Annotated in this window: 23 protein-coding genes; 10 read left to right on the forward strand and 13 right to left on the reverse strand. The window is 62.7% G+C overall.

Features of this window, described 5'->3' with window-relative positions; translation table 11 throughout:
* Positions 1-23: 23 nt before the first annotated feature.
* Positions 24-1,070 (reverse strand): rod shape-determining protein, encoded by a 1,047-nt coding sequence (locus tag GC121_RS11590; protein ID WP_151974521.1) that lies wholly within the window; start codon positions 1,068-1,070, stop codon positions 24-26.
* A 185-nt stretch (positions 1,071-1,255) separates the two neighbouring features.
* Between GC121_RS11590 and mutL the strand changes: the two genes are divergently transcribed.
* Complete coding sequence (mutL, locus tag GC121_RS11595; protein ID WP_151974522.1) at positions 1,256-3,061, forward strand: DNA mismatch repair endonuclease MutL; 1,806 nt, start codon at positions 1,256-1,258, stop codon at positions 3,059-3,061.
* A gap of 17 nt (positions 3,062-3,078) precedes the next feature.
* On the opposite strand, the gene GC121_RS11600 is transcribed toward mutL, so the two are convergent.
* The 4 genes from GC121_RS11600 to GC121_RS11615 are packed head-to-tail and all read right to left on the reverse strand — an operon-like array spanning position 3,079 to position 5,796.
* Positions 3,079-3,822 carry an NYN domain-containing protein gene (locus tag GC121_RS11600; RefSeq protein ID WP_151974523.1) on the reverse strand — a complete coding sequence of 248 codons (744 nt, stop codon included), beginning with the start codon at positions 3,820-3,822 and terminating at the stop codon, positions 3,079-3,081.
* A gap of 44 nt (positions 3,823-3,866) precedes the next feature.
* A complete protein-coding gene (locus GC121_RS11605; protein WP_151974524.1) occupies positions 3,867-4,508 on the reverse strand; it encodes a carbonic anhydrase in 642 nt (213 codons plus the stop codon).
* Positions 4,508-4,816, reverse strand: a complete 309-nt coding sequence (locus tag GC121_RS11610; RefSeq protein ID WP_151974526.1) for a transcriptional regulator — start codon at positions 4,814-4,816, stop codon at positions 4,508-4,510. The genes GC121_RS11605 and GC121_RS11610 overlap by 1 nt, the downstream gene beginning before the upstream one ends.
* Positions 4,813-5,796, reverse strand: a complete 984-nt coding sequence (locus GC121_RS11615) for a sodium-dependent bicarbonate transport family permease (protein WP_151974527.1) — start codon at positions 5,794-5,796, stop codon at positions 4,813-4,815. The genes GC121_RS11610 and GC121_RS11615 overlap by 4 nt, the downstream gene beginning before the upstream one ends.
* Before the next feature lie 83 nt (positions 5,797-5,879).
* Between GC121_RS11615 and lipA the strand changes: the two genes are divergently transcribed.
* Positions 5,880-6,830: a lipoyl synthase gene (lipA, locus tag GC121_RS11620; protein ID WP_151974529.1), complete on the forward strand. Its 951-nt coding sequence runs from the start codon at positions 5,880-5,882 to the stop codon at positions 6,828-6,830.
* A complete protein-coding gene (locus GC121_RS11625) occupies positions 6,830-7,291 on the forward strand; it encodes a type II toxin-antitoxin system RatA family toxin (RefSeq protein WP_151974531.1) in 462 nt (153 codons plus the stop codon). Before lipA ends, GC121_RS11625 begins: the two co-directional genes overlap by 1 nt.
* Here GC121_RS11625 and GC121_RS11630 read toward each other — a convergent pair.
* Genes GC121_RS11630 through GC121_RS11640 form a run of 3 tightly spaced genes read right to left on the reverse strand, consistent with a single transcriptional unit; the run spans position 7,252 to position 9,442 of the window.
* Positions 7,252-7,767 carry a CinA family protein gene (locus tag GC121_RS11630; protein WP_151974533.1) on the reverse strand — a complete coding sequence of 172 codons (516 nt, stop codon included), beginning with the start codon at positions 7,765-7,767 and terminating at the stop codon, positions 7,252-7,254. The genes GC121_RS11625 and GC121_RS11630 overlap by 40 nt on opposite strands.
* Entirely contained in the window at positions 7,764-8,273 is a 510-nt protein-coding gene (locus tag GC121_RS11635; protein WP_151974535.1) for a hypothetical protein, read from the reverse strand. Before GC121_RS11635 ends, GC121_RS11630 begins: the two co-directional genes overlap by 4 nt.
* Positions 8,274-8,281: 8 nt before the next feature.
* Entirely contained in the window at positions 8,282-9,442 is a 1,161-nt protein-coding gene (locus tag GC121_RS11640; protein WP_151974537.1) for a bifunctional 2-C-methyl-D-erythritol 4-phosphate cytidylyltransferase/2-C-methyl-D-erythritol 2,4-cyclodiphosphate synthase, read from the reverse strand.
* 71 nt (positions 9,443-9,513) lie between these two features.
* On the opposite strand from GC121_RS11640, the gene dusB reads away from it, so the two are divergent.
* The 7 genes from dusB to hflX all read left to right on the forward strand — a co-directional run bounded on the left by dusB (position 9,514) and on the right by hflX (position 18,848).
* A complete protein-coding gene (gene dusB / locus GC121_RS11645) occupies positions 9,514-10,536 on the forward strand; it encodes a tRNA dihydrouridine synthase DusB (RefSeq protein ID WP_151974539.1) in 1,023 nt (340 codons plus the stop codon).
* Positions 10,533-11,630: a nitrogen regulation protein NR(II) gene (locus GC121_RS11650; protein WP_234421224.1), complete on the forward strand. Its 1,098-nt coding sequence runs from the start codon at positions 10,533-10,535 to the stop codon at positions 11,628-11,630. Before dusB ends, GC121_RS11650 begins: the two co-directional genes overlap by 4 nt.
* On the forward strand, positions 11,627-13,042 hold the full coding sequence (locus GC121_RS11655) for a sigma-54 dependent transcriptional regulator (protein ID WP_151974541.1): 1,416 nt from the start codon (positions 11,627-11,629) through the stop codon (positions 13,040-13,042). The genes GC121_RS11650 and GC121_RS11655 overlap by 4 nt, the downstream gene beginning before the upstream one ends.
* 58 nt (positions 13,043-13,100) lie before the next feature.
* The gene (locus GC121_RS11660) at positions 13,101-15,335 is read left to right on the forward strand and encodes an ATP-binding protein (protein ID WP_339390190.1); all 2,235 of its coding nucleotides are present in this window, start codon (positions 13,101-13,103) and stop codon (positions 15,333-15,335) included.
* 19 nt (positions 15,336-15,354) lie between these two features.
* Positions 15,355-16,740 carry a sigma-54 dependent transcriptional regulator gene (locus tag GC121_RS11665; RefSeq protein WP_151974542.1) on the forward strand — a complete coding sequence of 462 codons (1,386 nt, stop codon included), beginning with the start codon at positions 15,355-15,357 and terminating at the stop codon, positions 16,738-16,740.
* A gap of 186 nt (positions 16,741-16,926) precedes the next feature.
* Positions 16,927-17,508 (forward strand): RNA chaperone Hfq, encoded by a 582-nt coding sequence (gene hfq / locus GC121_RS11670; RefSeq protein WP_151974544.1) that lies wholly within the window; start codon positions 16,927-16,929, stop codon positions 17,506-17,508.
* A gap of 68 nt (positions 17,509-17,576) precedes the next feature.
* A complete protein-coding gene (gene hflX / locus GC121_RS11675) occupies positions 17,577-18,848 on the forward strand; it encodes a GTPase HflX (RefSeq protein WP_234421225.1) in 1,272 nt (423 codons plus the stop codon).
* Here the strand turns inward: hflX and mazG are convergent.
* The 5 genes from mazG to metG all read right to left on the reverse strand — a co-directional run bounded on the left by mazG (position 18,845) and on the right by metG (position 22,981).
* A complete protein-coding gene (gene mazG / locus GC121_RS11680) occupies positions 18,845-19,597 on the reverse strand; it encodes a nucleoside triphosphate pyrophosphohydrolase (RefSeq protein ID WP_151974548.1) in 753 nt (250 codons plus the stop codon). The two genes, hflX and mazG, sit on opposite strands and share 4 nt — an antisense overlap.
* A 99-nt stretch (positions 19,598-19,696) precedes the next feature.
* Entirely contained in the window at positions 19,697-19,864 is a 168-nt protein-coding gene (locus GC121_RS15345; RefSeq protein ID WP_199857844.1) for a hypothetical protein, read from the reverse strand.
* Positions 19,861-20,628 carry an MBL fold metallo-hydrolase gene (locus GC121_RS11685; protein ID WP_151974550.1) on the reverse strand — a complete coding sequence of 256 codons (768 nt, stop codon included), beginning with the start codon at positions 20,626-20,628 and terminating at the stop codon, positions 19,861-19,863. The genes GC121_RS15345 and GC121_RS11685 overlap by 4 nt, the downstream gene beginning before the upstream one ends.
* Positions 20,625-21,413: a TatD family hydrolase gene (locus tag GC121_RS11690; RefSeq protein ID WP_151974552.1), complete on the reverse strand. Its 789-nt coding sequence runs from the start codon at positions 21,411-21,413 to the stop codon at positions 20,625-20,627. Before GC121_RS11690 ends, GC121_RS11685 begins: the two co-directional genes overlap by 4 nt.
* A complete protein-coding gene (gene metG / locus GC121_RS11695; RefSeq protein ID WP_151974554.1) occupies positions 21,413-22,981 on the reverse strand; it encodes a methionine--tRNA ligase in 1,569 nt (522 codons plus the stop codon). The genes GC121_RS11690 and metG overlap by 1 nt, the downstream gene beginning before the upstream one ends.
* Between the last annotated feature and the right edge of the window lie 3 nt (positions 22,982-22,984).

Consider the following 22,984-nt stretch of genomic DNA (forward strand, 5'->3'; position numbering starts at 1 on the left):
CCCTCTGCTCTCGTGTTGCGCCCTTATGCCGTCATCAGGACGCCGCGATAGATCGGGTCCTCCATCGCCTTGCCGGTGCCCATGGCCACGCAAGTGAGCGGATCTTCGGCAATGCTGACCGGCAGGCCGGTTTCTTCGCGGATATGATCGTCCAGACCCTGGATCAGCGCGCCGCCGCCGGTGAGCACAATGCCTTGGTCGACGATATCTGCCGCGAGCTCGGGCGCGGTGTTCTCCAGCGCGATGCGCACGCCTTCAACGATGGCACCGATCGGTTCGGACAAGGCCTCGGCAATGTGCGCCTGGTTGATGTTGATTTCCTTGGGCACGCCGTTCACGAGGTCGCGGCCCTTGATGACGATGGTTTCGCCCACGCCGTCATCGGGAACCATGGCGCAGCCATATTCCTTCTTGATCCGCTCTGCAGTGGCATCGCCGATCAGCAGATTGTGGTGGCGGCGGACATAGGAAACGATGGCTTCGTCCATCTTGTCCCCGCCGGTGCGCACCGAGGTGGTGTAGGCGAGGCCGCGCAGCGACAGCACCGCGACTTCGGTTGTGCCGCCACCAATATCGACGACCATGCTGCCGACCGGCTCGGTCACCGGCATATCCGCACCGATGGCTGCCGCCATGGGTTCAAGGATCAGGAATACTTCAGATGCGCCCGCATTGCTCGCCGCATCGCGGATGGCGCGCTTCTCCACCGAGGTCGAGCCCGAGGGAACGCAGATCACGATCTCGGGATAGCGCAGCAGCGTGCGCTTGCCGTGCACCTTCTGGATGAAGTGCTTGATCATGATCTCGGCGATTTCGATATCGGCGATCACACCGTCGCGCAGGGGGCGGATGGCCTGGATGGTATCCGGCGTCTTGCCCATCATCAGCTTCGCATCATCACCCACGGCCTTGACCCGCTGGACGCCGTTGATGGTTTCGATGGCAACCACGGACGGTTCGTTCAGCACAATGCCGCGATCCTGCACATAGACCAGCGTGTTGGCCGTACCGAGGTCGATGGCCATGTTTTGCGAACCGAATTTGAAGAGATTGGAGAAGAAAGAACTCATCGAAGAACCTGTATTCTGAATTGCCGCCGAGGCGCCGCGAATCCGCGGTGAGAGGGCTCTGCATTGCGGAGAGAAGCGCCCCTTAACGCGGATGCAGGAGAAACGCCAAAATATTTGTCGACAAAGCGGAGATTTTGCGCAGCTTTGGCTCGAAAACGCGGCCAGCGGCCTGTAGCCTGCGCCGAATGCCCCAAATCCGCCGCCTTCCCGAAACGCTTGTCAACCGCATTGCCGCTGGCGAAGTGGTCGAACGCCCAGCTTCGGCGCTCAAGGAGCTGGTGGAAAACGCCATCGATGCAGGGGCTTGCCGGATCACCGTCAGCATCACCGATGGCGGGTTGGGCAGTATCGAGGTGACCGATGATGGCTGTGGTATGTCGCCCGACCAGATGGCGCTGGCGCTGGAACGGCACGCGACCTCCAAATTGCCCGACGAAGCGATCGAACAGGTCGCCACACTCGGCTTTCGCGGCGAGGCGCTGCCCTCGATTGCCAGCGTTGCCCGGCTGACCATCGAAAGCCGCCCGCATGATGCTGCCGAGGGCTGGCGGCGCGTGATCGATCACGGCGCGCTGGTGGAGGAAGGCCCTGCCGCCCTGCCGCCGGGCACGCGGGTGCGGATGGAGCAGCTCTTCGCCAAGGTCCCCGCACGGCGCAAATTCCTGCGCAGCGCCCGCAGCGAATATGCCGCCTGCCACGATGTTGTACGGCGGCTGGCGATGGCGCGGCCCGATATCGCCTTTACGTTCCAGCATGGCGAGCGGCGGATATTCTCCGTCCAAGCTGGCCAAAGCGCGCCCGAGCGGGTGGCGCAGATTGTCGCGCGCGAACTGGCGGACAATGGCGTCGCAATCGATCTGGAGCGTCCGGGCGGCGAGGGAGTGATGCGGCTGACCGGCGTTGCGGGCCTGCCGACGTACAATCGCGGGGTGGCCGATCACCAGTATCTCTTCGTCAACGGTCGCCCGGTGAAAGACCGCCTGCTGACCGGCGCAGTGCGCGGGGCCTATGCCGAAATGCTGGCGCGGGATCGCCATGCCGTGCTCGCGCTGTTTCTCGATATTCCCTTCGCCGATGTCGATGTGAATGTGCATCCCGCCAAAACCGAAGTGCGCTTCCGCGATGCCGCGGCGGTGCGCGGCTTTATCGTCACCGGACTGCGGCAGGCACTGTCGACCGGCGACCGGCGCAGCGCGCAGGCTCCCGATAGCGGCGCGATGGCGCGCTGGCAGAGCGAGCCGGTCGAGCCGTCGCCTGCCTTGCGTTCGATCTTTGCTGGCCGCGACTGGACTGCGCAAGCGGGCGAGAGGGTGGCGGAAACGCCGTTGCCGTGGGGGAGTGCGTCCGCCGAAGCTCTCCCACAGGGCAGGGCGGAAGCGGCAGAGGATTTGCCCGCAGAGGCAGCGGACTATCCGCTCGGCATTGCGCGCGGGCAGGTGGCGAACACCTATATCGTTGCCGAGGCGGCGGACGGGCTGGTGCTGGTCGATCAGCACGCCGCGCATGAGCGGATCGTGCTCGAACGGCTGCGCGCGGCGGGGGCGGGAGACACGGTTGCCGCGAGCCAAGCGCTGTTGATGCCCGAAGTGGTCGAACTGGACGAAGCCGATTGCGACCGGCTGGAAGCGCAGAGCGAGCCTTTCGCGCAGCTGGGGCTGGTGATCGAACGCTTCGGCCCCGATGCGATGCTGGTGCGCGCCATCCCCGGCGTGCTCAAAAAGGCCGACCCGCGCCAACTCCTGCGCGATCTGGCGGACGATATCGCCACGCATGGCGCATCGCTGCTGCTGACGGAGAAGATCGAATATGTCCTCGCCACCATGGCCTGCCACGGATCGGTGCGGGCCGGACGGGTACTGAGCGTCACCGAAATGAACGCGCTGCTGCGCGAAATGGAGGCCACTCCGCGATCAGGCCAGTGCAATCACGGGCGGCCGACATGGGTCAAACTGTCGATGGACGATGTCGAGAAACTGTTCGGGAGGCATTGAGCCGCCGCGATGTCCGGTCAGCGCAAGCGCTTCACATAGGGTATTTTCGATTCCCCGCGCCGTTCCACCTGAAAATTGTCGGTCGCTTCGAACAGGTCGGACAGTCGCTTGAAACCGTAATTGCGCACATCAAAACTGGAGCGGTTCCCGGCAATATTGCCGACCTCGCTGAGGGTGGCGAACCCGTTCTCGTCGCGTTTGGCGGCCTTCAAGGCGGTGCCGAGCAGTTCGATTACTTCGTCGTCAATCGCGGACTTCTCGCCTTCGGGCTGCGGTTTGGGCGTGTCTCGGTCCGCCCCGGCATCATCCTTGGCCCCGGCGATCAGAGCGTCGATATCGATGAAGCGGGTGCAGGCGCTTTTGAACGCGGTGGGCGTTTTGCTGGTGCTGCCGAAGCCGTAAACGATCAGCCCGTCCTGCCGCAGCCGCGTGACCAGCGGGGTGAAATCGCTGTCGCTGCTCATGATCCCGAAGCCGTCCACCTTGCCCGCGTGGAGCAAGTCCATCGCGTCAATCGTCATGGCGATGTCGGTGGCGTTCTTGCCCTTGGTCAGATCGAATTGCTGCATCGGTTGCAGGCCAAAGCGGTGGGTGATCGTGCTCCAATTGCCCAAAGCAGGCTTGGCCCAATTGCCATAGGCGCGGCGGATATTCACTTGCCCCAGCTCGGCGAGCACGGTCAGCACCGGGTCGATTCCTGCATGGCTGGCATTGTCTGCATCGATCAGCAGAGCGATGTTTTTGAGAGTGGCTTCGGGCATGGTTGTCTTGTGGCCACACTGCCGTGCCCGCGCAAGCCCCTTGGCTATTCAACGGGTTCGAAGACGCCCGTTGCCTCGTCACGGTGATACAGCACGCCTTCGGAAATGGCGAAGAAGGTGCCCCGCAATTTCAGATCGCCGCGCGCCACTGCTGCACTCACAAAGGGGAAAGTGCGCAGATTGTCGAGGCTTACGCCGACCGCCGCCATTTCCATCGCCCGCTCCGCCGCGCGCCCGCTGGTGCCGTGCTCGGCGGCGACCGGCTCGCGCGCGGCGTCCAGCAGGTGCACCCAATTGGCGACGAACCCGCCTTCGCCCGGCTCGCTGCCGTGCATCTCCTGCGTCAGCGCCGCCTTGCACCCGCCGCACATCCCGTGGCCCATCACGACGATCTGGCGCACCTTCAGGACTTGCACAGCAAATTCGATCGCGGCGGAAACGCCGTGCTGGCCGGGGGTCTTCTCGAACGGCGGAACCAGTGCGGCGACATTGCGTACGACGAAAATCTCGCCGGGATCGACATCGAAAATCTGCGCCGGATCGACGCGGCTGTCCGAACAGCCGATAATCATCAGCTTGGGGCTCTGGCCCTGGGCGACCAGCTCGTCATAGCGGGCGCGCTGTCGGGGATAGCCCTCGCTGCGAAAGCGACGATACCCGTTCAGCAATTCGTGGAATTCGGGCATCAGAAACGCTCGCCGCGAATGACCTCCACATCCCACATCGTCAGCAGCAGGCCGTGCGAGGTGAGGATGGGGGCAAGGTTCTCGGCCAGCGCCATGGCGTTTTCCTGCGAGGCGATGGTGAGGATGAAGACCTTGTCCGTCCCCATCACCCGTTCCTCGCGCCATTGCCCTTCGCGCCCTTTGCCCGAGGTAACCGGCGTGATCGTCCAGCCGGTGATTCCAGCCTCGTCAATCGCCTTGGTCACGCGCCGCGCTTGTGCTTGATCGGCGAGGATTTCGATGCGTTTGCGGATGACAGTCTCGATCATGGCAAGGGTGCTCCGGTGCCGGTCAGCATCGCCGCCAGCGTGCCGATCAGGCCGATATTGATGAGGACGTTGAAGGGGAAGGTGATTGAGAGCGACATGGTGAGATAAATCCCCGGGTCAGCCTCCGGCAGCGCAAGCCGCATGGCGGCGGGCACCGCGATGTAGCTCGCGCTGGCACACAGCACGCCAAGCGCGGCGGCCGAACCGGTGTCCAGCCCGACCATCACGCCGAGCACAGTGCCGATTGCGCCGTTCACCAGCGGCAGCCCGATGGCAATCGCCACCAAGCGCCACGTCAGAGCGCGTGAATCCATCATCCGGCGCGCGGCGATCAGGCCCATATCGAGCAGGAACAGGCACAGCACGCCTTTGAACATCGCGCCAAAGAACGGCTCGACATCGGCAAAGCCTGTGGGGCCGGAAATCCAGCCGATGGCGAAAGCACCAAGCAGCAGGACGACCGAGGCGTTGAACAGCACTTCGTGCAGCAACTCCTTGGTGCTTTGCCCGCTATCCGATCCGCCACCGCGTGCCAGCAGCAAGCCTGCGAGAATGGCGGGGCTTTCCATCGTTGCCATCACGGCCACCATATAGCCTTGCGGCGGATTGCCCTGCAGCTCGAAGATTTCGACCGCCGTTACGAAGGTGACCACGCTGATCGAACCGTAATGCGCCGCCACCGCGCCTGCATTGATCCGGTCCAGCTTGCCGAAGCCGCGCAGCAGCCAATAGGCGTAGAGTGGCATGATAAATCCCGCAGCGATCCCGACGCCCAGCGCGGCCAGCACGGTGCCGTCCAACCCGCTTTCCGCCACCTCTATCCCGCCTTTGAGGCCGATAGCGGCCATCAAGTAAAGCGACATCCCTTTGGCGATGGCTTCGGGAATCGCGAGATCGGATCGGGCGACTGCGGCAAGGATGCCGAGCACGAAAAACAACACGACCGGAGAGGTCAGCGCCTGAAGTCCAACAGTATCCATACGAATGCGCTTAAGACACCGCCTAAAGTAGGGCAAGCGCTACCATTGCGGTTATCCGCCCGCTTGACTAGATGGCCTGTGTCATGACCGATCTGTCGAACCCTCCGAAGCCCGAAGATGCCCGTCCGCCGCGCCAGCGCAAGCCGGACTGGATTCGCGTGAAAGCGCCCGTTTCGAAGGGCTATCACGAAACGCGCAAGCTGATGCGCGATCTCAAATTGAACACGGTGTGCGAGGAAGCGGCGTGTCCGAATATCGGCGAATGCTGGGACAAGAAGCACGCGACCGTCATGATCCTGGGCGATGTCTGCACGCGCGCCTGCGCCTTTTGCAATGTGAAGACCGGGATGCCGCGCATCGTCGATCCCATGGAGCCGGAAAATGTCGCGGTGGCAGCGGGCGAGATGGGCCTGCACCATATCGTTGTCACCAGCGTGGACCGCGATGATCTGCCCGATGGCGGCGCGGGGCAGTTCGTGAAAGTCATCAAGGCGCTCCGCCGCGAAACGCCCGATACCACCATCGAAATCCTCACGCCCGATTTCCGCGGTAAGATGCGCGCGGCGGTGGAGGCGATCTGCGAGGCGGGGCCGGATGTCTACAATCACAATCTGGAGACCGTTCCGCGGCTGTATCCGACCATCCGCCCGGGCGCGCGCTACTACGCCTCCTTGCGGTTGCTGGAAGAGGTGAAGAGCCACGATCCGCTGATCTTCACCAAATCCGGCATCATGCTCGGCCTCGGCGAACAGCGGCTGGAAGTGCATCAGGTGATGGACGATATGCGCAGCGCCGATGTCGATTTCATGACCATGGGTCAGTATCTGCAGCCCACGCCCAAACACGCCCATGTCGAGGAATTCGTGACGCCCAAAGCCTTCGCCGCTTATGGCGCGATTGCGCGGGCGAAGGGCTTCCTGCAAGTCGCCAGCTCGCCGCTGACCCGCTCCAGCTATCACGCCGGCGATGATTTCGCGGTGATGAAAGCGGCGCGCGAGGAAAAGCTGGCAAAGGCTGCTGCAAAGTCCGCCTGATGCCGTCGATCCGCGATACCAAACGCCTGCCTTACACCGCGCAGCAGATGTTCGATCTGGTGGCAGATGTGGATTCCTATCCGCAGTTCCTGCCCTGGGTCGTCGCCACGCGGGTGCGCAAGGACAGCGACACCGAGATGACCGCCGATATGCTGGTCGGCTTCAAGGCCTTGCGCGAGAAGTTCACCAGCAAGGTGGTGAAGGATCGTCCGAACACCATCCACGTCCACTATATCGACGGGCCGCTGCGCGATTTGGACAACAATTGGACGTTCCGCGACGTTGGCGATGGCGCGTGCGAGATCGATTTTGCGGTCGATTTCGCGTTCAAGAACATCATGTTCGAAACGCTTGCCGGGCAATATGTTGATCGGGCCTTCCGCAAAATGGTCGCCGCGTTCGAAGCGCGGGCGGCTGAGCTTTACGGCAGCAACAGCTCCAGCGCGCAAAGCGTCGCCTGACGCCTGACACCGGCGCGATCCTCGCCTTCGAACAGGCGTTCATCGGCCATCGGAGTGTCCTCGCCGCGAATGGCGCGGGCGAACACCACGGTGCCGACGGGTTTCAAATCCGTGCCGCCGCCCGGCCCGGCAATGCCACTAATCGCCACCGCAACATCGGCATCGCTGTTTTCCAGCGCGCCTTGCGCCATGGCGAAGGCGCAGGCGATGGATACCGCGCCGAAGGCTTCGATGATGTCGCTAGGCACGCCCAGTTCGGCCTGTTTGGCGGCATTGGAATAGGTGACAAAACCGCGATCGAGCACGGCAGAGGAGCCGGGAATCTCGGTCAGCGCCGCAGCTACCAGACCGCCCGTGCAGCTTTCCGCCAGCACGATTGTCCGCTTTGCCGCAGCGTTTTCTTCGACCACGCGCTGCGCCAGCGCGACGATATCATCGGGCAGGATCGACGGGGGGAGGGCGGTGTGCTTACTCACCGGCGCCCCGTGCTAAACCCGGTTTCGTGCAGCACATAACCGAGCAGGCTGGCGAAGTTTTCCGCCGGGAGCGGAGCAAGCTCCTGCATCAGACGATTGGCAATCGCGCAAGACTCCGCGTTCATTGCGTTGGCGACTTCACTGTCGATAAGCTCCTCGACGATCGTGCGCATCATCGTCTCCGTTATCGTGTCCAGTTCGGCGCGCTGCTCTTTCCCGCCGATGGTGCCGCCGCCCAGCACGAAGAGCGCAAGGCGGGCCTCTTCGAAAGAGCCTTCGGCCGCTGTCTCAAATTCACTGCGCAACCGATCCCGGTTGGTCATCAGATAGGTGTCACCGGCAAGCTGTCCCGCGCAGGCGTTCAGCACGCCATCAAGCGCCACCGGAAGCATGAAACGCGCAGCTGCCGTCACTTGCGCTTCATTCGGCAGTTGTTGCGCCTGTGCCTTTGCAGGGACTGCGACAGAAAGCGCCAGTGCGGCAGAAATGGCAAACGTCCGAAGCATGATGCGATCTAACCCTTTCTGACCAGCGTAGCGGCCGCTTGCGCTGCAATCCCTTCGCCCCGTCCGGCAAAGCCGAGGCGTTCGGTAGTCGTAGCCTTTACACTGACCTGGTCGCATTCGACACCCAGCAATTCGGCCAGCCTGACGCGCATCGCCTCGCGGTGGGGCTTGATCTTGGGTGCCTCGCATATCAGCGTCAGATCCACATTGCCGATCGCGTAGCCCGCTTCCGTCGCCAGCTTGACCGCGTGTTCGACAAAGGCGGAGGAAGCCGCGCCTTTCCATTGCGGATCGGTGGGCGGAAAATGGTCGCCGATATCACCCTTGGCGCAAGCGCCCAGAATGGCGTCGACCACCGCGTGCAGCCCGACATCGGCATCCGAATGCCCCGCCAAGCCCTGCGTGTGCTCGATCTTCACTCCGCACAGCCACAGCTCCTCGCCATCGGCAAGCCGGTGGACGTCGAACCCGGTGCCGACGCGGATGGCGAGGGGGGAAGGGGTGTCAGCCATGAAATCCTCTGCAAATGTCAGCTTCTTGAGCCGCTCGTCACCATCGACCAGCGACACGCTGTGCCCCGCCGCGCGCAGCACTTGCGCATCATCTCCGGCATCGCTCGCGCCCTGCCAGCTGCGGTGCGCCGCAAGTATGTCGGCATAACGAAAGGCCTGCGGGGTCTGCACCCGCCGCAATTCCTCGCGCCGCGCATTGCCCGCCATCAGATCACCATCGGCGCGGATCATCGAATCGACAACCGGCAATACCGGGATCGCGCCGGGATAGGCGCTGAGAGCTGCCAGCAAGCGGGCTATGACATCGCCGGGCAGATCGGGCCGGGCGGCGTCGTGGATGAGCACAAGCGGCCGGGGCTCGGCTTCCAACGCCTCCAGCGCCAGCCGTACGCTTTCCTGCCGCGTCGCACCGCCAGTCACCAGAGTAAGGCCGTCAATGCCTGTGAGCGCCGCTTGCGCCGCTGCGTCGGCACCCTCGGGAATGGCAACGACAATCCGCGCTGCACCCGCGCCTGCAAGCGCCTCTGCCGAGTGCCGCAGCACCGGCTTCCCCCGCCACACAGCAAACTGCTTGGGCAAGGGTTGGCCCGCACGCAATCCCTTGCCCGCCGCGACAATCACGGCGCTAAAGGGAGGAAGAGTGGCAGCGGCATTCATGCCCGAGCGCGCTAACGCCTTGAGCCGCGCCTCGCAATCCACTATGCGCCTGCCCAATTATTAGGCACAGCATGGAAAACCCGCTCATCCCTCCGTCCCCGGCCGTGACGCCGATCGATATCGGCCCGATCCGGATCGACTGCCCCGTCGTGCTCGCGCCGATGACGGGGGTGACCGATATGCCGTTCCGCCAATTGGTGCGCCGCTATGGCAGCGGGCTCAACGTCACCGAAATGATTGCGAGCGAGGCGGCGATCCGCGAAACGCGACAGTCGATCCAGAAGGCCCGCTGGCACGCAAGCGAAGACCCTGTCTCGATGCAGCTGGTCGGCTGCGATCCGACCAGCATGGCCGAAGCCGCGAAGCTGAGCGAAGATCAGGGCGCGGCGATTATCGACATCAATTTCGGCTGTCCGGTGCGCAAGGTTGTCGGCCAGTTCGCCGGCAGCGCGCTAATGCGCGAAGTGCCGCTCGCCACCAAGCTGATGGAAGCGACGGTAAAGGCCGTCAACGTGCCGGTGACGGTGAAGATGCGCATGGGCTGGGACCATGCGAGCCTTAACGCCCCCGAACTGGCGCATATTGCCGAGGATCTGGGCGTGAAGCTGGTGACCGTCCACGGCCGCACGCGGAACCAGATGTACAAGGGCAGCGCCGACTGGTCGTTCATCCGCACCGTGAAGGACGCGGTGAATATCCCCGTGATCGTCAACGGTGATATCTGTACGATTGCCGATGCCGCCAAGGCGCTGGAGCAATCGGGCGCGGACGGGCTGATGATCGGGCGCGGGGCCTATGGCCGGCCGTGGCTACTGGGGCAGGTGATGCACTGGTGGAAGACGGGCGAAAGCCTCGAAAGCCCCGGCTATGCCGAGCAATATGAAACGCTCGTCGAGCATTACCACGCCATGCTGGAGCATTACGGCGTGGAGACCGGCGTCAAAATCGCGCGCAAGCATCTGGGCTGGTACACCAAGGGAATGCATGGCAGCGCCGATTTCCGCAACAAGGCCAATTTCATCGACGACGCCGCGCAAGTGCTGGGCGAGTTGGAACGCTTCTACGAACCCTTTCTGAGGCGCCGCGCCGCGTGAGCGATGCTGGCGAAGGCAAGGCGGCGCACATTCCCGGCCCGGCAGAGCAGCTGTCCGGCCTCAGCTTCGCTATGGTGCTGCTCGATCCGGAGCAGCAGATTGCCGATCTGAACCCGGCAGGCGAGTCCTTGCTCGGTGCCAGCGCGTCGCGCCTGCGCGGGCGGCAGTTTCTCGATATCGTGCATTTCACCCAGCAGCGCCTGATAGAAGGGCTGGGCGATCCCGAAGCGCAGTTTGTCGCGCGCGGGGTCGATGTCGGGATTGGCGAGCGGACGTGGCGCAGCAATCTGACCGTCTCGACCATCCCCACACATCCTGGCTGGCGGACGCTGACCTTGTCAGATTCGAGCCAGGGTGAGCGGTTTGGCGAGCATGACGGCGCGCCCACTCTGCGTGGCCCGGCGGTGTTGGCGCATGAGATCAAGAACCCGCTGGCGGCCATTCGCGGCGCTTCGCAATTGCTGGCGCGCAAGTCCGATCCGGCCAACACCAAGCTAACCAGCCTTATCACCGATGAAGTTGACCGCATCGCAGCACTTATTGACCGGATGCAAAGGCTGGGCCGCGAGGACACCGAACCGGTGTCGGCGGTCAATCTCCATCAGGCCATTCACCGGGCGATGGAAACGGTGCAGCTCAATTGCCCCGACGCGCTGGCGTGGCGCGAGGAGTTTGACCCTTCGATCCCCGATGTGCTCGCCAATGAAGGCGCGCTGGTGCAGGTGCTCATCAATCTGATGGCCAATGCCCGCGACGCGGCGCTGGCAAGCGTCGCCCCCGAAGTGATGATCCGCACCCGCTTTGTCAGCGGACTCGCCATGACGGTGAAGCGATTGGGCGTGCCGGTCAGGCTCCCAATCGAAGTGCGGGTGAGCGACAATGGCGCAGGGATTGATCCGGCGGTGCGGGATTACATTTTCGAACCCTTCGTCTCCAGCAAGCCGCAGGGGCAGGGGCTTGGCCTCGCGCTGGTGCAGAAGCTGGTGCGCGATATGGACGGCCGCGTCAGCCACGAACGCGACGAGAAAACCGGGTGGACGCATTTCCGCGTGCATTTGCCGATGGTGAAACTGATCAGGACGCCCATGCCATGAGCCGCACAGCCCTTCTGGTGGAAGACGACAGCGCGATTGCCACGGTGATCGTCGCCGGGCTGGAGCACGAGGGGTTCACGGTTGAGGTGTGCGACAGCGTGGCCGGGCGCGATGCCGCCTTGGCGGCGCGGCGGTTTGACGTCATGCTAACGGATGTGATGCTGCGCGATGGCGACGGGATTGAAAGCCTCGGCGAAGTGCGCGCGGCCTATCCCGCCATGCCGGTCATCATCATCTCGGCGCAGAACACGCTCGATACTGCGGTGCGGGCGAGCAACAATCAGGCGTTCGAATATTTCCCCAAGCCCTTCGATCTGGACGAGCTGGTGCGGGCGGCGTGCCAGGCGGCGGAGCGTTCGTCAGGCACGGCCAGCGCGGGCGAGGCCATGCCCGATGGCCTGCCGCTGATCGGGCGAAGCGCGGCGATGCAGGATGTGTATCGCATGATCACCCGCGTGCTCGACAATGATCTGACCGTGCTGGTGCTCGGCGAAAGCGGGACGGGCAAAGAACTGGTGGCCGAAGCCATCCATGAGCTGGGCCGCCGCAAGTCCGGGCCCTTTGTCGCCGTCAACACCGCGGCCATTCCGCGCGAGCTGATCGAAAGCGAATTGTTTGGGCACGAAAAGGGCGCCTTCACCGGTGCGACCGCGCGCAATATCGGCAAGTTCGAACAGGCCGATGGCGGCACGCTGTTCCTCGACGAGATCGGCGATATGCCCGCCGAGGCACAGACCCGCCTGCTGCGCGCGCTGCAATCGGGCCGGATTCGCCGGGTGGGCGGCGATCAGGAAATCGCGGTTAATGTCCGCATCGTCGCCGCGACCAATCGCGATCTGTTGCCGATGATCAGCGCGGGGACGTTCCGCGAGGATCTGTTCTACCGCCTCAATGTCGTCCCCATCAAGCTGCCGCCCTTGCGCGAGCGGCAGGGCGATATCGAGCCGCTGGCGCGGCACTTCCTCGCCAAGGCGGTGAAGCAGGGGCTCCCCCCGCGCGTGCTGGGAGACGATGCCGCGCGGGCGCTGGAGGCGCAAAGCTGGCGCGGCAATGTGCGCGAATTGCAGAACCTGATGTTCCGTGCCGCCTTGCTGGCGCGCGAGGAGCGGATCGGGGCGGACACCATTTTCGCCTGCCTTGATGCCAGCCACGCAGGCATTCCGCACGATGGGGACGAAGACGGCGATATTGCCGAAGCGGTGGCGCGCTGGCTCAACGCCAGCCGCTTTGCCGAGGGCGCGCTGTATCACGATGCGCTCGCTGTGCTGGAAGCGCCGGTGTTCCGCCATGCCCTGCGCCAGACCGGCGGCAACCAGCTGAAAGCCGCGCAAATGCTGGGCATCAACCGCAACACGCTGCGCAAGCGGTTGCAGGAGCTGGGTATCGATCCGGAGGAGTTTTCCACCGCTTAGCCGCAAGGGGGCAAAAAGCCCTTGCAAAGAGGCAACAGTGTTGTTGTAAGTCTGCAACGTGGCATCCACCTCTCTCTCCGGAGCGGACACGTCCGCAGGCAAACGCTCACGCTGGTGGCGGCGCGCGCAGGTGCTTGCGCGGCGGATGAATCTGTTCCTGTGGCTGGAAATTCTCGCTGCGGTCACGCTGATCGGGATGCTGATCACCGCTTGGGTCGCCGTCGCAGCGCGCGCCAACAGCAATGATCTGATGCCGTCCGAGCAAGCAGCCGCGCTCTTGCTCGGAACGCTGATCCCGGCGCTTGGCATTGTCGTTCTCGCAGGCAGACGCATCGCCATCCGTAGGGCAGGGGGCACCACCGCGCGGCTGCACGTCAATCTGGTGTTCTTCTTCTCGCTCATCGCCGCCATCCCGACGCTGTTCGTCGCGGCGTTTGCCTCGGTCTTGTTCCAGTCGGGCGTGGAGTTCTGGTTCTCCGACGATTCGCGCGGGATCATGGAGAACGCGAACGAATTGGCAGAGGGCTATTACGACGAAAACCAACGCGCCGTTGGTTTGGAAGCTGTCGCCATGGCAAGCGATATGCGGTTCGTACTCGAACGACTGCCCGTCACCAGTCCGGAGTTTAACGACCAGTTTTTGCAGCAGCTTCTCGTTCGCAAATTGAGCGAGGGTGGCATTTATCGCCGTTCGGATGAGGGCGATGCGCGGCTCGTTTATCTGCAAGACCCGTTGGCCGACCGGCAGCGCCTGAGGGTTTCGGTGGAGGACATGGCGCAAATCGATGCGGGCGCTTCGTTTGTGTCACGCAGCTCGGAGCAGCGCAACGAGGCGATTGCTTTGCTCGACAGCGATTCAGAAGCCTATTTTTACGTAGCGCGCGATGCGCAGCCAGAGGCCGCGCAACTCTATCGACAGGCGCAGAACGTGGTGCGGTCTTATGGCGAGCTGAACCAGCGCGCCCGCGTTCTGCAACTGCAATTCAACGTCGCACTTTTCCTTGTTTCGCTCGCCTTGGTGGGCATCTCCGTCTTCGCCGCATTGCGCTTTGCGGACCGGCAGGTGAAACCGCTGGCCGAGCTGGCCGATGCGGCTGGCGAGATCGGGGCGGGGAATTATGCCATGCGCGTTTCCGGCCGCACCGGACCGGACGAGATCGGCCTGCTCAACCGCGCGTTCAACCGCATGACCTCGCAGATCGAGCGGCAGACCGATGCCTTGCTCGGCGCGAACCACCAGTTGGCAGAGCGCCGCGCCTTTATGGAAACGGTGATGGAATCGATCACCGCAGGCATCATCTCGCTCGATGCGGAGGGTAATGTCCTGCTGATGAACAGCTCTGCCCGGCGGCTGTTACTGGACAATTCAGAGGGCGATGTGGTCGGGCAAAAGCTCAGCGAAATCGTCCCGCAATTCGCCGCCATGGTGCGCGAAGGCTCGGCGAGCGAAATCGTGCAGTTCCAGCGCGGCGGGGAGCCGTTCACTTTCGCCGTCCAGCTTTCCCCCGCCAGCGAAGGCATGGTGCTGACGTTCGAGGACATTACCCGCCAACTGGTCGACCAGCGGCAGGCGGCTTGGTCAGACGTCGCGCGGCGGATCGCGCACGAAATCAAGAACCCGCTGACCCCGATCCAATTGGCGACCGAACGTCTCAAGCGCCGCTATGGTCGCCAGATCGAAAGTGATAGCGAGCTGTTCGACGAATTGACCGGAACGATCATCCGGCAAGTCGGCGACCTGCGCAAGATGGTGGACGAATTCTCCAATTTCGCGCGCCTGCCCAAGCCGATTTTCCGGCAGGAGGACCCCGTCGATCTCGTACGGCAGGCGCTGTTCCTGCAAGAAGTCGCCAATCCGCAAATCGCCTATGGCTTCGCTGCCGAGGATGACATTCCGCTGATCGCCTGCGACCGGCACCAGCTGGGGCAGGCGATGACCAATGTGCTCAAAAACGCCGCCGAAGCGGTTGATACCAAAGCGCGCGAGGAAGAAGCCGATCTCGACTGGCGCGGGCGAATCGTCGTGGAAATGGGCAGCACCGATGATGCGGTTGTCGTGATGATTACCGACAACGGCATCGGCCTGCCGCAGGGCGGGGTCAACGTGCTCGAACCCTATGTCACCACGCGGGAAAAGGGCACCGGCCTCGGCCTCGCCATCGTGAAGAAGATCGTCGAGGAACATGGCGGCGAAATCAGTTTCGCCCCTGCTACTGGCGGCGGAACGCAGGCGACGCTGCGCTTTGCCATCGATCCCGCCGTGGCAATCGACCCCGCCGAGGGACAAGCATGATAAACAGAAGGACCAAGTAATGGCTCTCGACATCCTGGTGGTTGATGATGAACGCGACATCCGCGAGCTGGTTGCCGGCGTGCTCAGCGATGAAGGCTATGAATGCCGCACCGCAGGCGATAGCGAGCGGGCGATTGCGATGGTCGATGAACGGCGGCCCAGCCTCGTGCTCCTCGATGTCTGGCTCCATGGCAGCCCGCGCGACGGGCTCGAAGTGCTCGACGCGATCAAGGCGCGCGAGCCGGGCTTGCCGGTCATCATCTTTTCCGGCCACGGCAATATCGACACCGCCGTATCGGCGGTCAGCCGCGGCGCGATGGACTTTATCGAAAAGCCGTTCGAGGCGAGCAGGCTGCTGCATCTGGTCGAACGCGCGACCGAAACCGAGCGGCTGCGGCGGGAAAACGCGCGGCTGCGCGAAGGCATGGCGTCAACCGACGAATTCACCGGTAATTCCTCGGTCATCAACCAGGTGCGCGCCACGCTGAAGCGCGTTGCCAATACCGGTAGCCGGGTGTTCGTGAATGGCCCGGCGGGGGCAGGCAAGGAAGTCGCGGCGCGGCTGCTGCACGCTTGGAGCCCGCGCGCCGACAAGGCCTTTGTCACGGTCAATTCCGCGCGCATTACACCCGAGCGGTTCGAACACGAATTGTTCGGCGAGGAAGCCGACGGCAAGCTGGTGCGACCGGGCCTGCTCGAAATGGCCGATGGCGGCACGCTCTATCTCGATGAAGTCGCGGACATGCCCGAAAGCTCGCAGGCCCGCATTTTGCGGGTGCTGACCGAGCAGAGCTTTCTGCGCGTGGGCGGAACGCGGCAAGTGGGCGTGGATGTGCGCGTCGTCAGTTCCACCGCGAAAGACCTGCTGGCGGAGATCGGCGAAGGGCGCTTTCGTGAAGACCTGTTCTACCGGCTCAACGTGGTGCCGATCGAGATCCCGCCGCTGTCGGACCGGCGCGAGGATATTCCGGCTTTGGCCGAGCACTTCTTCACCCGCTATGCCCGCGAACAGGGCTTGCAACCGCCGCGCATTACGCCCGAAGCGATGGCGGCGCTGCAGGCCTATGACTGGCCCGGCAATGTCCGCCAGTTCCGCAATGTGATCGAACGTACGGTGATCCTCGCCCCGCGCGAGGATTTTGACGAGATCGCGCCCGGTATGCTGCCGGAAGAACTGACCGGCGGTTCGTCCGACAGCGGGACGGGCATGTCCAATCTGATGGGGGTTCCGCTGCGCGAAGCGCGCGAGAATTTCGAGCGCGAATATCTGCGCATCCAGATCCGCCGCTTTTCCGGTAACATCTCCAAAACCGCCGGCTTTATCGGCATGGAGCGTTCTGCCTTGCACCGGAAACTGAAGCTGCTGGGGATGAGCGAACGCAACGAGCAAGGCGAGCGGGATTAACGCGAACACTGCTGTTCGGCGTACCGCAAATGATCTACACCGCCGCTAGAGTATCCAAGTTTTCATAAGAGGTTGCTAACTTTACAATTGACGTAAGACCGGCTCTGCCTATCTCGTCACATGATACCGGTCGCACAGCGGCCAGACTGCGATGCTTTGGTGTCGCCAAAAACGATGGAGCTAAACATGGCCAAGGGCACTTTGTCTGCCCGTCCGCGACAACAGATCGAAAAGGACGAAGACATTTCGGTAAGCACCACCAGCACTAGCGCGCCTGCTGCGAAGGGTGGCAATTTGCAGGACCTGTTCCTCAATCACCTGCGCCGCGAGAAGATTCCGGTAACCATGTTCCTGGTCAAGGGCGTGAAATTGCAGGGCATTGTGACCTGGTTCGACAATTTCTCGATCCTGCTGCGCCGCGACGGGCAGTCGCAGCTGGTCTATAAGCACGCGATTTCCACCATCATGCCGGGCAATCCGGTGGATGCCGACAGCTTCGACACCGCGTCAGAAGCCAACCGTAAGCAACGGCTTTTGCAGGATATTTTCCTCAGCCGGGTGCGCGATTCGGCGGTGCAGGTGACGATGTTTCTGGTCAACGGCGTGATGCTGCAAGGGCGGATCGCGGCCTACGATCTGTTCTGTATGCTGCTGGAGCGCGAAGGCTATGTCCAGCTCGCCTACAAGCACGCCGTGTCCACCATCCAGCCCGCGAGCCATGTCGACTTGTCCGGCGATGGCATTGATGACGGCGATGGCGAGAGCTGAGGCACCACATTCTGATAGTTGATGACGACTTTGATGGCGAAGTAACCCGCGGTGCGCGGGCGCTGATCGTGTGTCCGGAAATTCGTGGCTACAGGGTCGGCGAAGACCTTGCTGCGCGGCTTGAGGAAGCCAAGGGGCTGGCGCTCGCCATCGGGATTGTGGTGGCCGAAGCCTATGCGATCACCGTGCGTGATATGCGCCCCAATACGCTGTTCGGGGAAGGGCAGGTGCAACGCATCGCCACCGATTGCGAATTGCACGAAGCCGAACTGGTGATCGTCGATGGCGCTTTGACGCCAATCCAGCAGCGCAATCTCGAAGACAAGATCAAGCGCAAGGTGATCGACCGTACCGGCCTGATTCTGGAGATTTTCGGCGAGCGCGCCGCCACGGCGGAAGGGCGTTTGCAGGTCGAACTGGCGCATCTCGATTACCAGGCGAGCCGTCTGGTGCGCAGCTGGACGCACCTTGAACGCCAGCGCGGCGGCTTCGGTTTCCTCGGCGGCCCCGGCGAAACGCAGATCGAGGCCGATCGGCGATTGATCCGCGACCGCATGGCGAAGTTGCGGCGCGAGCTCGAACAGGTGCGCAGAACCCGCGCGCTACATCGCAAGCGGCGGGGGCGGGCACCGTGGCCGGTCATCGCGCTGGTCGGTTATACCAATGCTGGGAAGTCGACACTGTTCAATCGGATGACCGGGGCAGACGTCATGGCAGAGGATCTGCTTTTCGCCACGCTCGACCCGACCATGCGGGCGATCAGCCTGCCGGGTGTCGAGAAGGCGATCCTCTCCGATACGGTGGGTTTCATCAGCGATTTGCCGACGCAGCTCGTCGCAGCCTTCCGTGCCACGCTGGAGGAAGTCACCGCTGCCGATATCGTGCTGCACGTGCGCGATATCGCCAACCCCGATACCGCGCAGCAAAAGCGCGAAGTGCTCTCCGTCCTCGCCGATCTCGGCGTGGTGGACGAAGCGGGGGAGGGTATCGACGCGCCGGTGGTCGAAGTGTGGAACAAGTGGGACTTGCTCGATGCCGAAGCCCGCGAGGAGCTAGGCGCTCGGGCCGCGACAGATGATGCCGTTGTGCCGATTTCCGCTGTTTCAGGGGAAGGCGTTAGCTCGCTCGCCGAATATCTGGGCGCGGTGCTGACCAAAGGCGCGCAGACCTATACGCTGACACTTTCAGCCAGCGATGGCGCGCGGCTTGCCTGGCTGCACGCCCATGGCGCAGTGCTTGCCGATGACGATGCGGGCGAGGGTGAGGGTGGGCCACAACGACGCCTTGTGGTGCGCCTGACAGATAAGGAATTCGGGCGATTTGAGTCGCTTGGCGGTTAGCTTTCAGAGTGCTTCACGCGCTGCCACAGCGCCTCTTGGGCATCAAGATCGAGCTCGGCGAACCTGCCGTCCGCCAAATGTTCCATTGCGCGGAAGCGCCGTTCGAACTTGCTGTTGGCGGCGCGCAGTGCATCTTCGGGGGCGATGCCGTAGGCGCGCACCAGATTGACCGCAGCAAACAGCAAATCACCCGCTTCTTCGAACCGTTCGTCCGGCGCGGCGTCGCGCAGCTCCTGCACTTCTTCGGCGACTTTGGCTGCGGGCCCGTCTGCGTCGGGCCAGTCGAAACCCACGCGTGCGGCGCGCTTTTGCAGCTTCTGCGCACGCATCAGAGCCGGTAGCGCGCGCGCGACGCCGTCCATCGCGCTGTCAGCTCCGCCTGACACGCGTTCGGCCGCCTTGATGTCCTCCCAACGTGCGCCGTCCATCACGCCGCCTTCATCGCCGAAGATGTGCGGGTGGCGCGCCTCCATTTTGTCGGCAATCGAACGGGCGACATCCTCAAAGGCGAAATGATCGGCTTCCTTGGCCATTTGCGCGTGAAAGACGACTTGCAGCAGCAGATCGCCAAGTTCGCCGCGTAGATCGTCGATATCGCCGCGCTCGATGGCGTCAGCGACCTCGTAGGCTTCCTCGATCGTATATGGCGCAATGGTCGAGAAATCCTGCGCGACATCCCATTCGCAACCGCGCTCCGGATCGCGTAGCCGCGCCATGATCGAAAGCAGGCGATTGAGTTGATCAGACATAGCGGGGGAGCGGTTGGGAGTGGTTCATCTGGATGGATACATTGGAATGATAATATATATTATGTAAAGTATTGGGCGTAGGAGAGAGGAAGCCCCCTCTCATGCTATCACGCTGAAAACAAATGCCACGCCGACAAATATCGCGGCCCAGATCAGTGCCATGCGGATCGTATCACTGGTGTCGATCTGGTAGGATCGATACGCGCCAGCCGCTAGCGCCAGCCAGCCGACCAATCCGATGATCGAGACCCAATGCACACCGTTCACGCCAACAGCTCCATTCCGTCATAGCCGACCAGGACATTGCCCGGAACTTCTGCCTGCAAAGTCGCATAATCCATGCTCTTGTCCAGATGCGACAGCACGGCCTTTCCGGCTTTGCACTTTTTGGCAAATTCCAACGACATGGCGAGATTGGCGTGCGTGGGATGCTTTTCGCGCCGCAAGCAATCGGTAACGAGGATATCGACCCGGTCAAAGAAGGCGATCATTTCCTTCGTCAAATGACTGAAGTCTGTCGCATAACCGATTGATTTACCATCGCATTCAAAGCGATAGGCAGTCGTGGTGATCGGCCCGTGCGGCATTTCCATATGCTCGACACCGAAGCCTGCGAAAATCCGTATGTTTTCCAGCGTGTTAAGCTCGACTATAGATGGGTAGCCATTCTGCCCCTCAAATACATAGTCAAAGCGCCGCCGAAGCCGACCTGCGGTGAATTCGGAGGCAAATCCGGGAACACCCGAGGTTCTGCCGAAGCGGAAGGGTCGGAGATCGTCGATGCCGTGGCAGTGGTCGGCATGATCATGCGTCCAGAAGACCGCATCGATTTTGGCAATCGAATTGCTGAGCAGCTGGCCCCGCAGATCAGGCGACGTATCGACCAGCAACCGCGCACCGGCCTTGTTCTCGACGATGATCGAAACGCGGCTGCGGCGGTTCTTCGGCTCTCTCGGATCGCATTCGCCCCAATCATTGCCGATGCGCGGAACCCCGGTGGACGTGCCGCAGCCGAGCACGATCAGCTTCACGCCGCGCCCTTTCGCCCGGCCTTGGTGAACAGCGCGAAGAAATTGGCGGTCGTGGTTGCGGCGAGTTCTTCCACGTTCACGCCGCGTAGGTCTGCCACAAATTCGGCGGTGTTACGGACAAAGGCAGGCTCGCATTTCTTGCCGCGATGCGGGACGGGCGCGAGGAACGGGCTGTCGGTTTCTACCAGCAGGCGGCCAGCCGGAATTTCTTTCGCAAATTCCTGTAGTTCGACAGCGTTCTTGAAAGTGACTATGCCCGATAGCGAGATGGTGAGCCCCATTTCCAGCACCTGCCGGCCGAATGCGGGCGAGGCGGTGAAGCAGTGGATGAGGGCAGGGAAGGCGCCCTTCCCCATCTCGTCCGCCAGAATGTCCGCCGTGTCCCTGTCCGCATCGCGGGTGTGGATCACCAAAGGCAGGCCGGTTTCGCGCGCTACGCCGATATGCATCCGGAACAGATCGCGCTGCACATCGCGGTCGGACTTGTCGTAGTAATAATCGAGCCCGCTTTCGCCGAGGCCGATGACTTTGGGATGGTCGCTTGCCGCCAGCAGCTTCTCGCGGCCCAGATCAGCGTGCTGGTCGGCCTCGTGCGGGTGGATGCCCACGGTGGCCCACACATCGGGCTCGCGTTCGGCCACGGCCACCACTTCGTCCCACTCCCGCTCGCGCGTCGAGATGTTGAGGAAGCCGTCGACCCCTGCCGCGCGCGCATTGGCGAGCACCTCGGCCTGCCGTTCGACCAGCCCTTGGTAAACCAGGTGGCAGTGGCTATCGATCAGCACTACGCGCCCTCGCCCTCGGCTGCGGGTAGTTCGAGGCGGGGGAACAGGCCTTGCGGCTGATCGAGCCGGAAATCGCTCTCTGCCAGCGGCGAGTACCAATGCGACCGGATGGCATCGGGACTGCGCAAGTCCTCGCCAATCCCCATCGCGCAGAGCAGTTTCGCCATTGATCCGGGCATGACCGGCACCACCGCTACCGCAAGCTGCGCGATACAAATGTAGAGCGTGGCGAGTACCGTCTGCATCCGCTCCGGATCGGTCTTTTTGAGCGCCCAGGGCGCCGCTGCATCGATATAGGCGTTGCAGGCAAACACCGCGCCCATCCACGCTTCCAGCGCCTGCGCGAAAGCCAGATCGGCATAGGCGGCGGGCATTTCCTGATGGATTACGCGGTCAACATGGGTGAACAACGCGTTGTCTTCGTCGGTATGCCTATGCACTTCGGGCAGGGCCGCCTCGCAATTCTTGAAGATCAACGAAAGCGTGCGCTGCGCCAGATTGCCGAAGCTGTTGGCCAATTCCGAATTTGAACGGTTTACAATCGCTTCTGCCGAATAGCTGCCATCCTGCCCGAAGCTGAATTCGCGCAGCAGGAAATACCGCAGCACGTCTACTCCATACCGCTCCGCCAGTTCGCCCGGATCGGTGACATTGCCCAGCGACTTCGATTCCTTCTGCCCGCGATTGAGCAGGAAGCCATGCGCGAACACCTGTTTGGGCAACGGGATATCCGCGCTCATCAGGAAGGCGGGCCAGTAAACGGTGTGGAAGCGGGTAATGTCCTTGCCGATCAAGTGCAGATCGGCGGGCCAGAATTTGGCCATGTCCGGCGTCGCATCGGGATAGCCCAATCCGGTGAGATAATTGGTGAGCGCATCCACCCACACATACATCACATGGTTTTCCGCACCGGGGACTTTCACCCCCCAGTCAAAGCTGGTGCGGCTGACCGAAAGATCGCGCAAGCCTCCCTCGACAAAGCGCAGCACTTCGTTGCGACGGCTTGCCGGCCGGATGAAATCGGGGTTCTCAGAGTAAAGCGCGAGCAGCTTGTCCTGATAGTTCGAGAGGCGGAAGAACCACGTTTCTTCTTCCGTCCATTCCACCGGCGTGCCCTGCGGGGAGAGCTTCTCGCCCCCCTCGCCTTCGGTCAACTCGCTTGCGTCATAATAGGCTTCGTCGCGGATCGAGTACCAGCCTTCGTAGCGGTCGAGATAGAGATCGCCCTTGGCTTCCATCGCCCGCCAGATCGCCTGGCTGGCGCGGTGGTGCACATCCTCGCTGGTGCGGATGAAGCGATCATACGAGATATCAAGCTGATCAAACAGACTGCGGAAATGGCCTGACATTTCGTCCGCCAGCGCGCGCGGGGTGATGCCCAGTTCGCGGGCCTTCTGCGCCATTTTGAGGCCGTGTTCGTCCGTTCCCGTTTGGAACCGCACCTCGCGCCCCATCTGGCGGTGGAAGCGGGCGAGCACATCGGCGGCAATCGTCTCATAGGCATGGCCGATATGCGGCCTGCCATTGGGATAATGAATCGCGGTGGTGAGATAGAAGGGATCGGCCATCGC

The organism is Erythrobacter sp. EC-HK427 (genome assembly GCF_902498745.1).
GTDB lineage: Bacteria > Pseudomonadota > Alphaproteobacteria > Sphingomonadales > Sphingomonadaceae > Alteraurantiacibacter.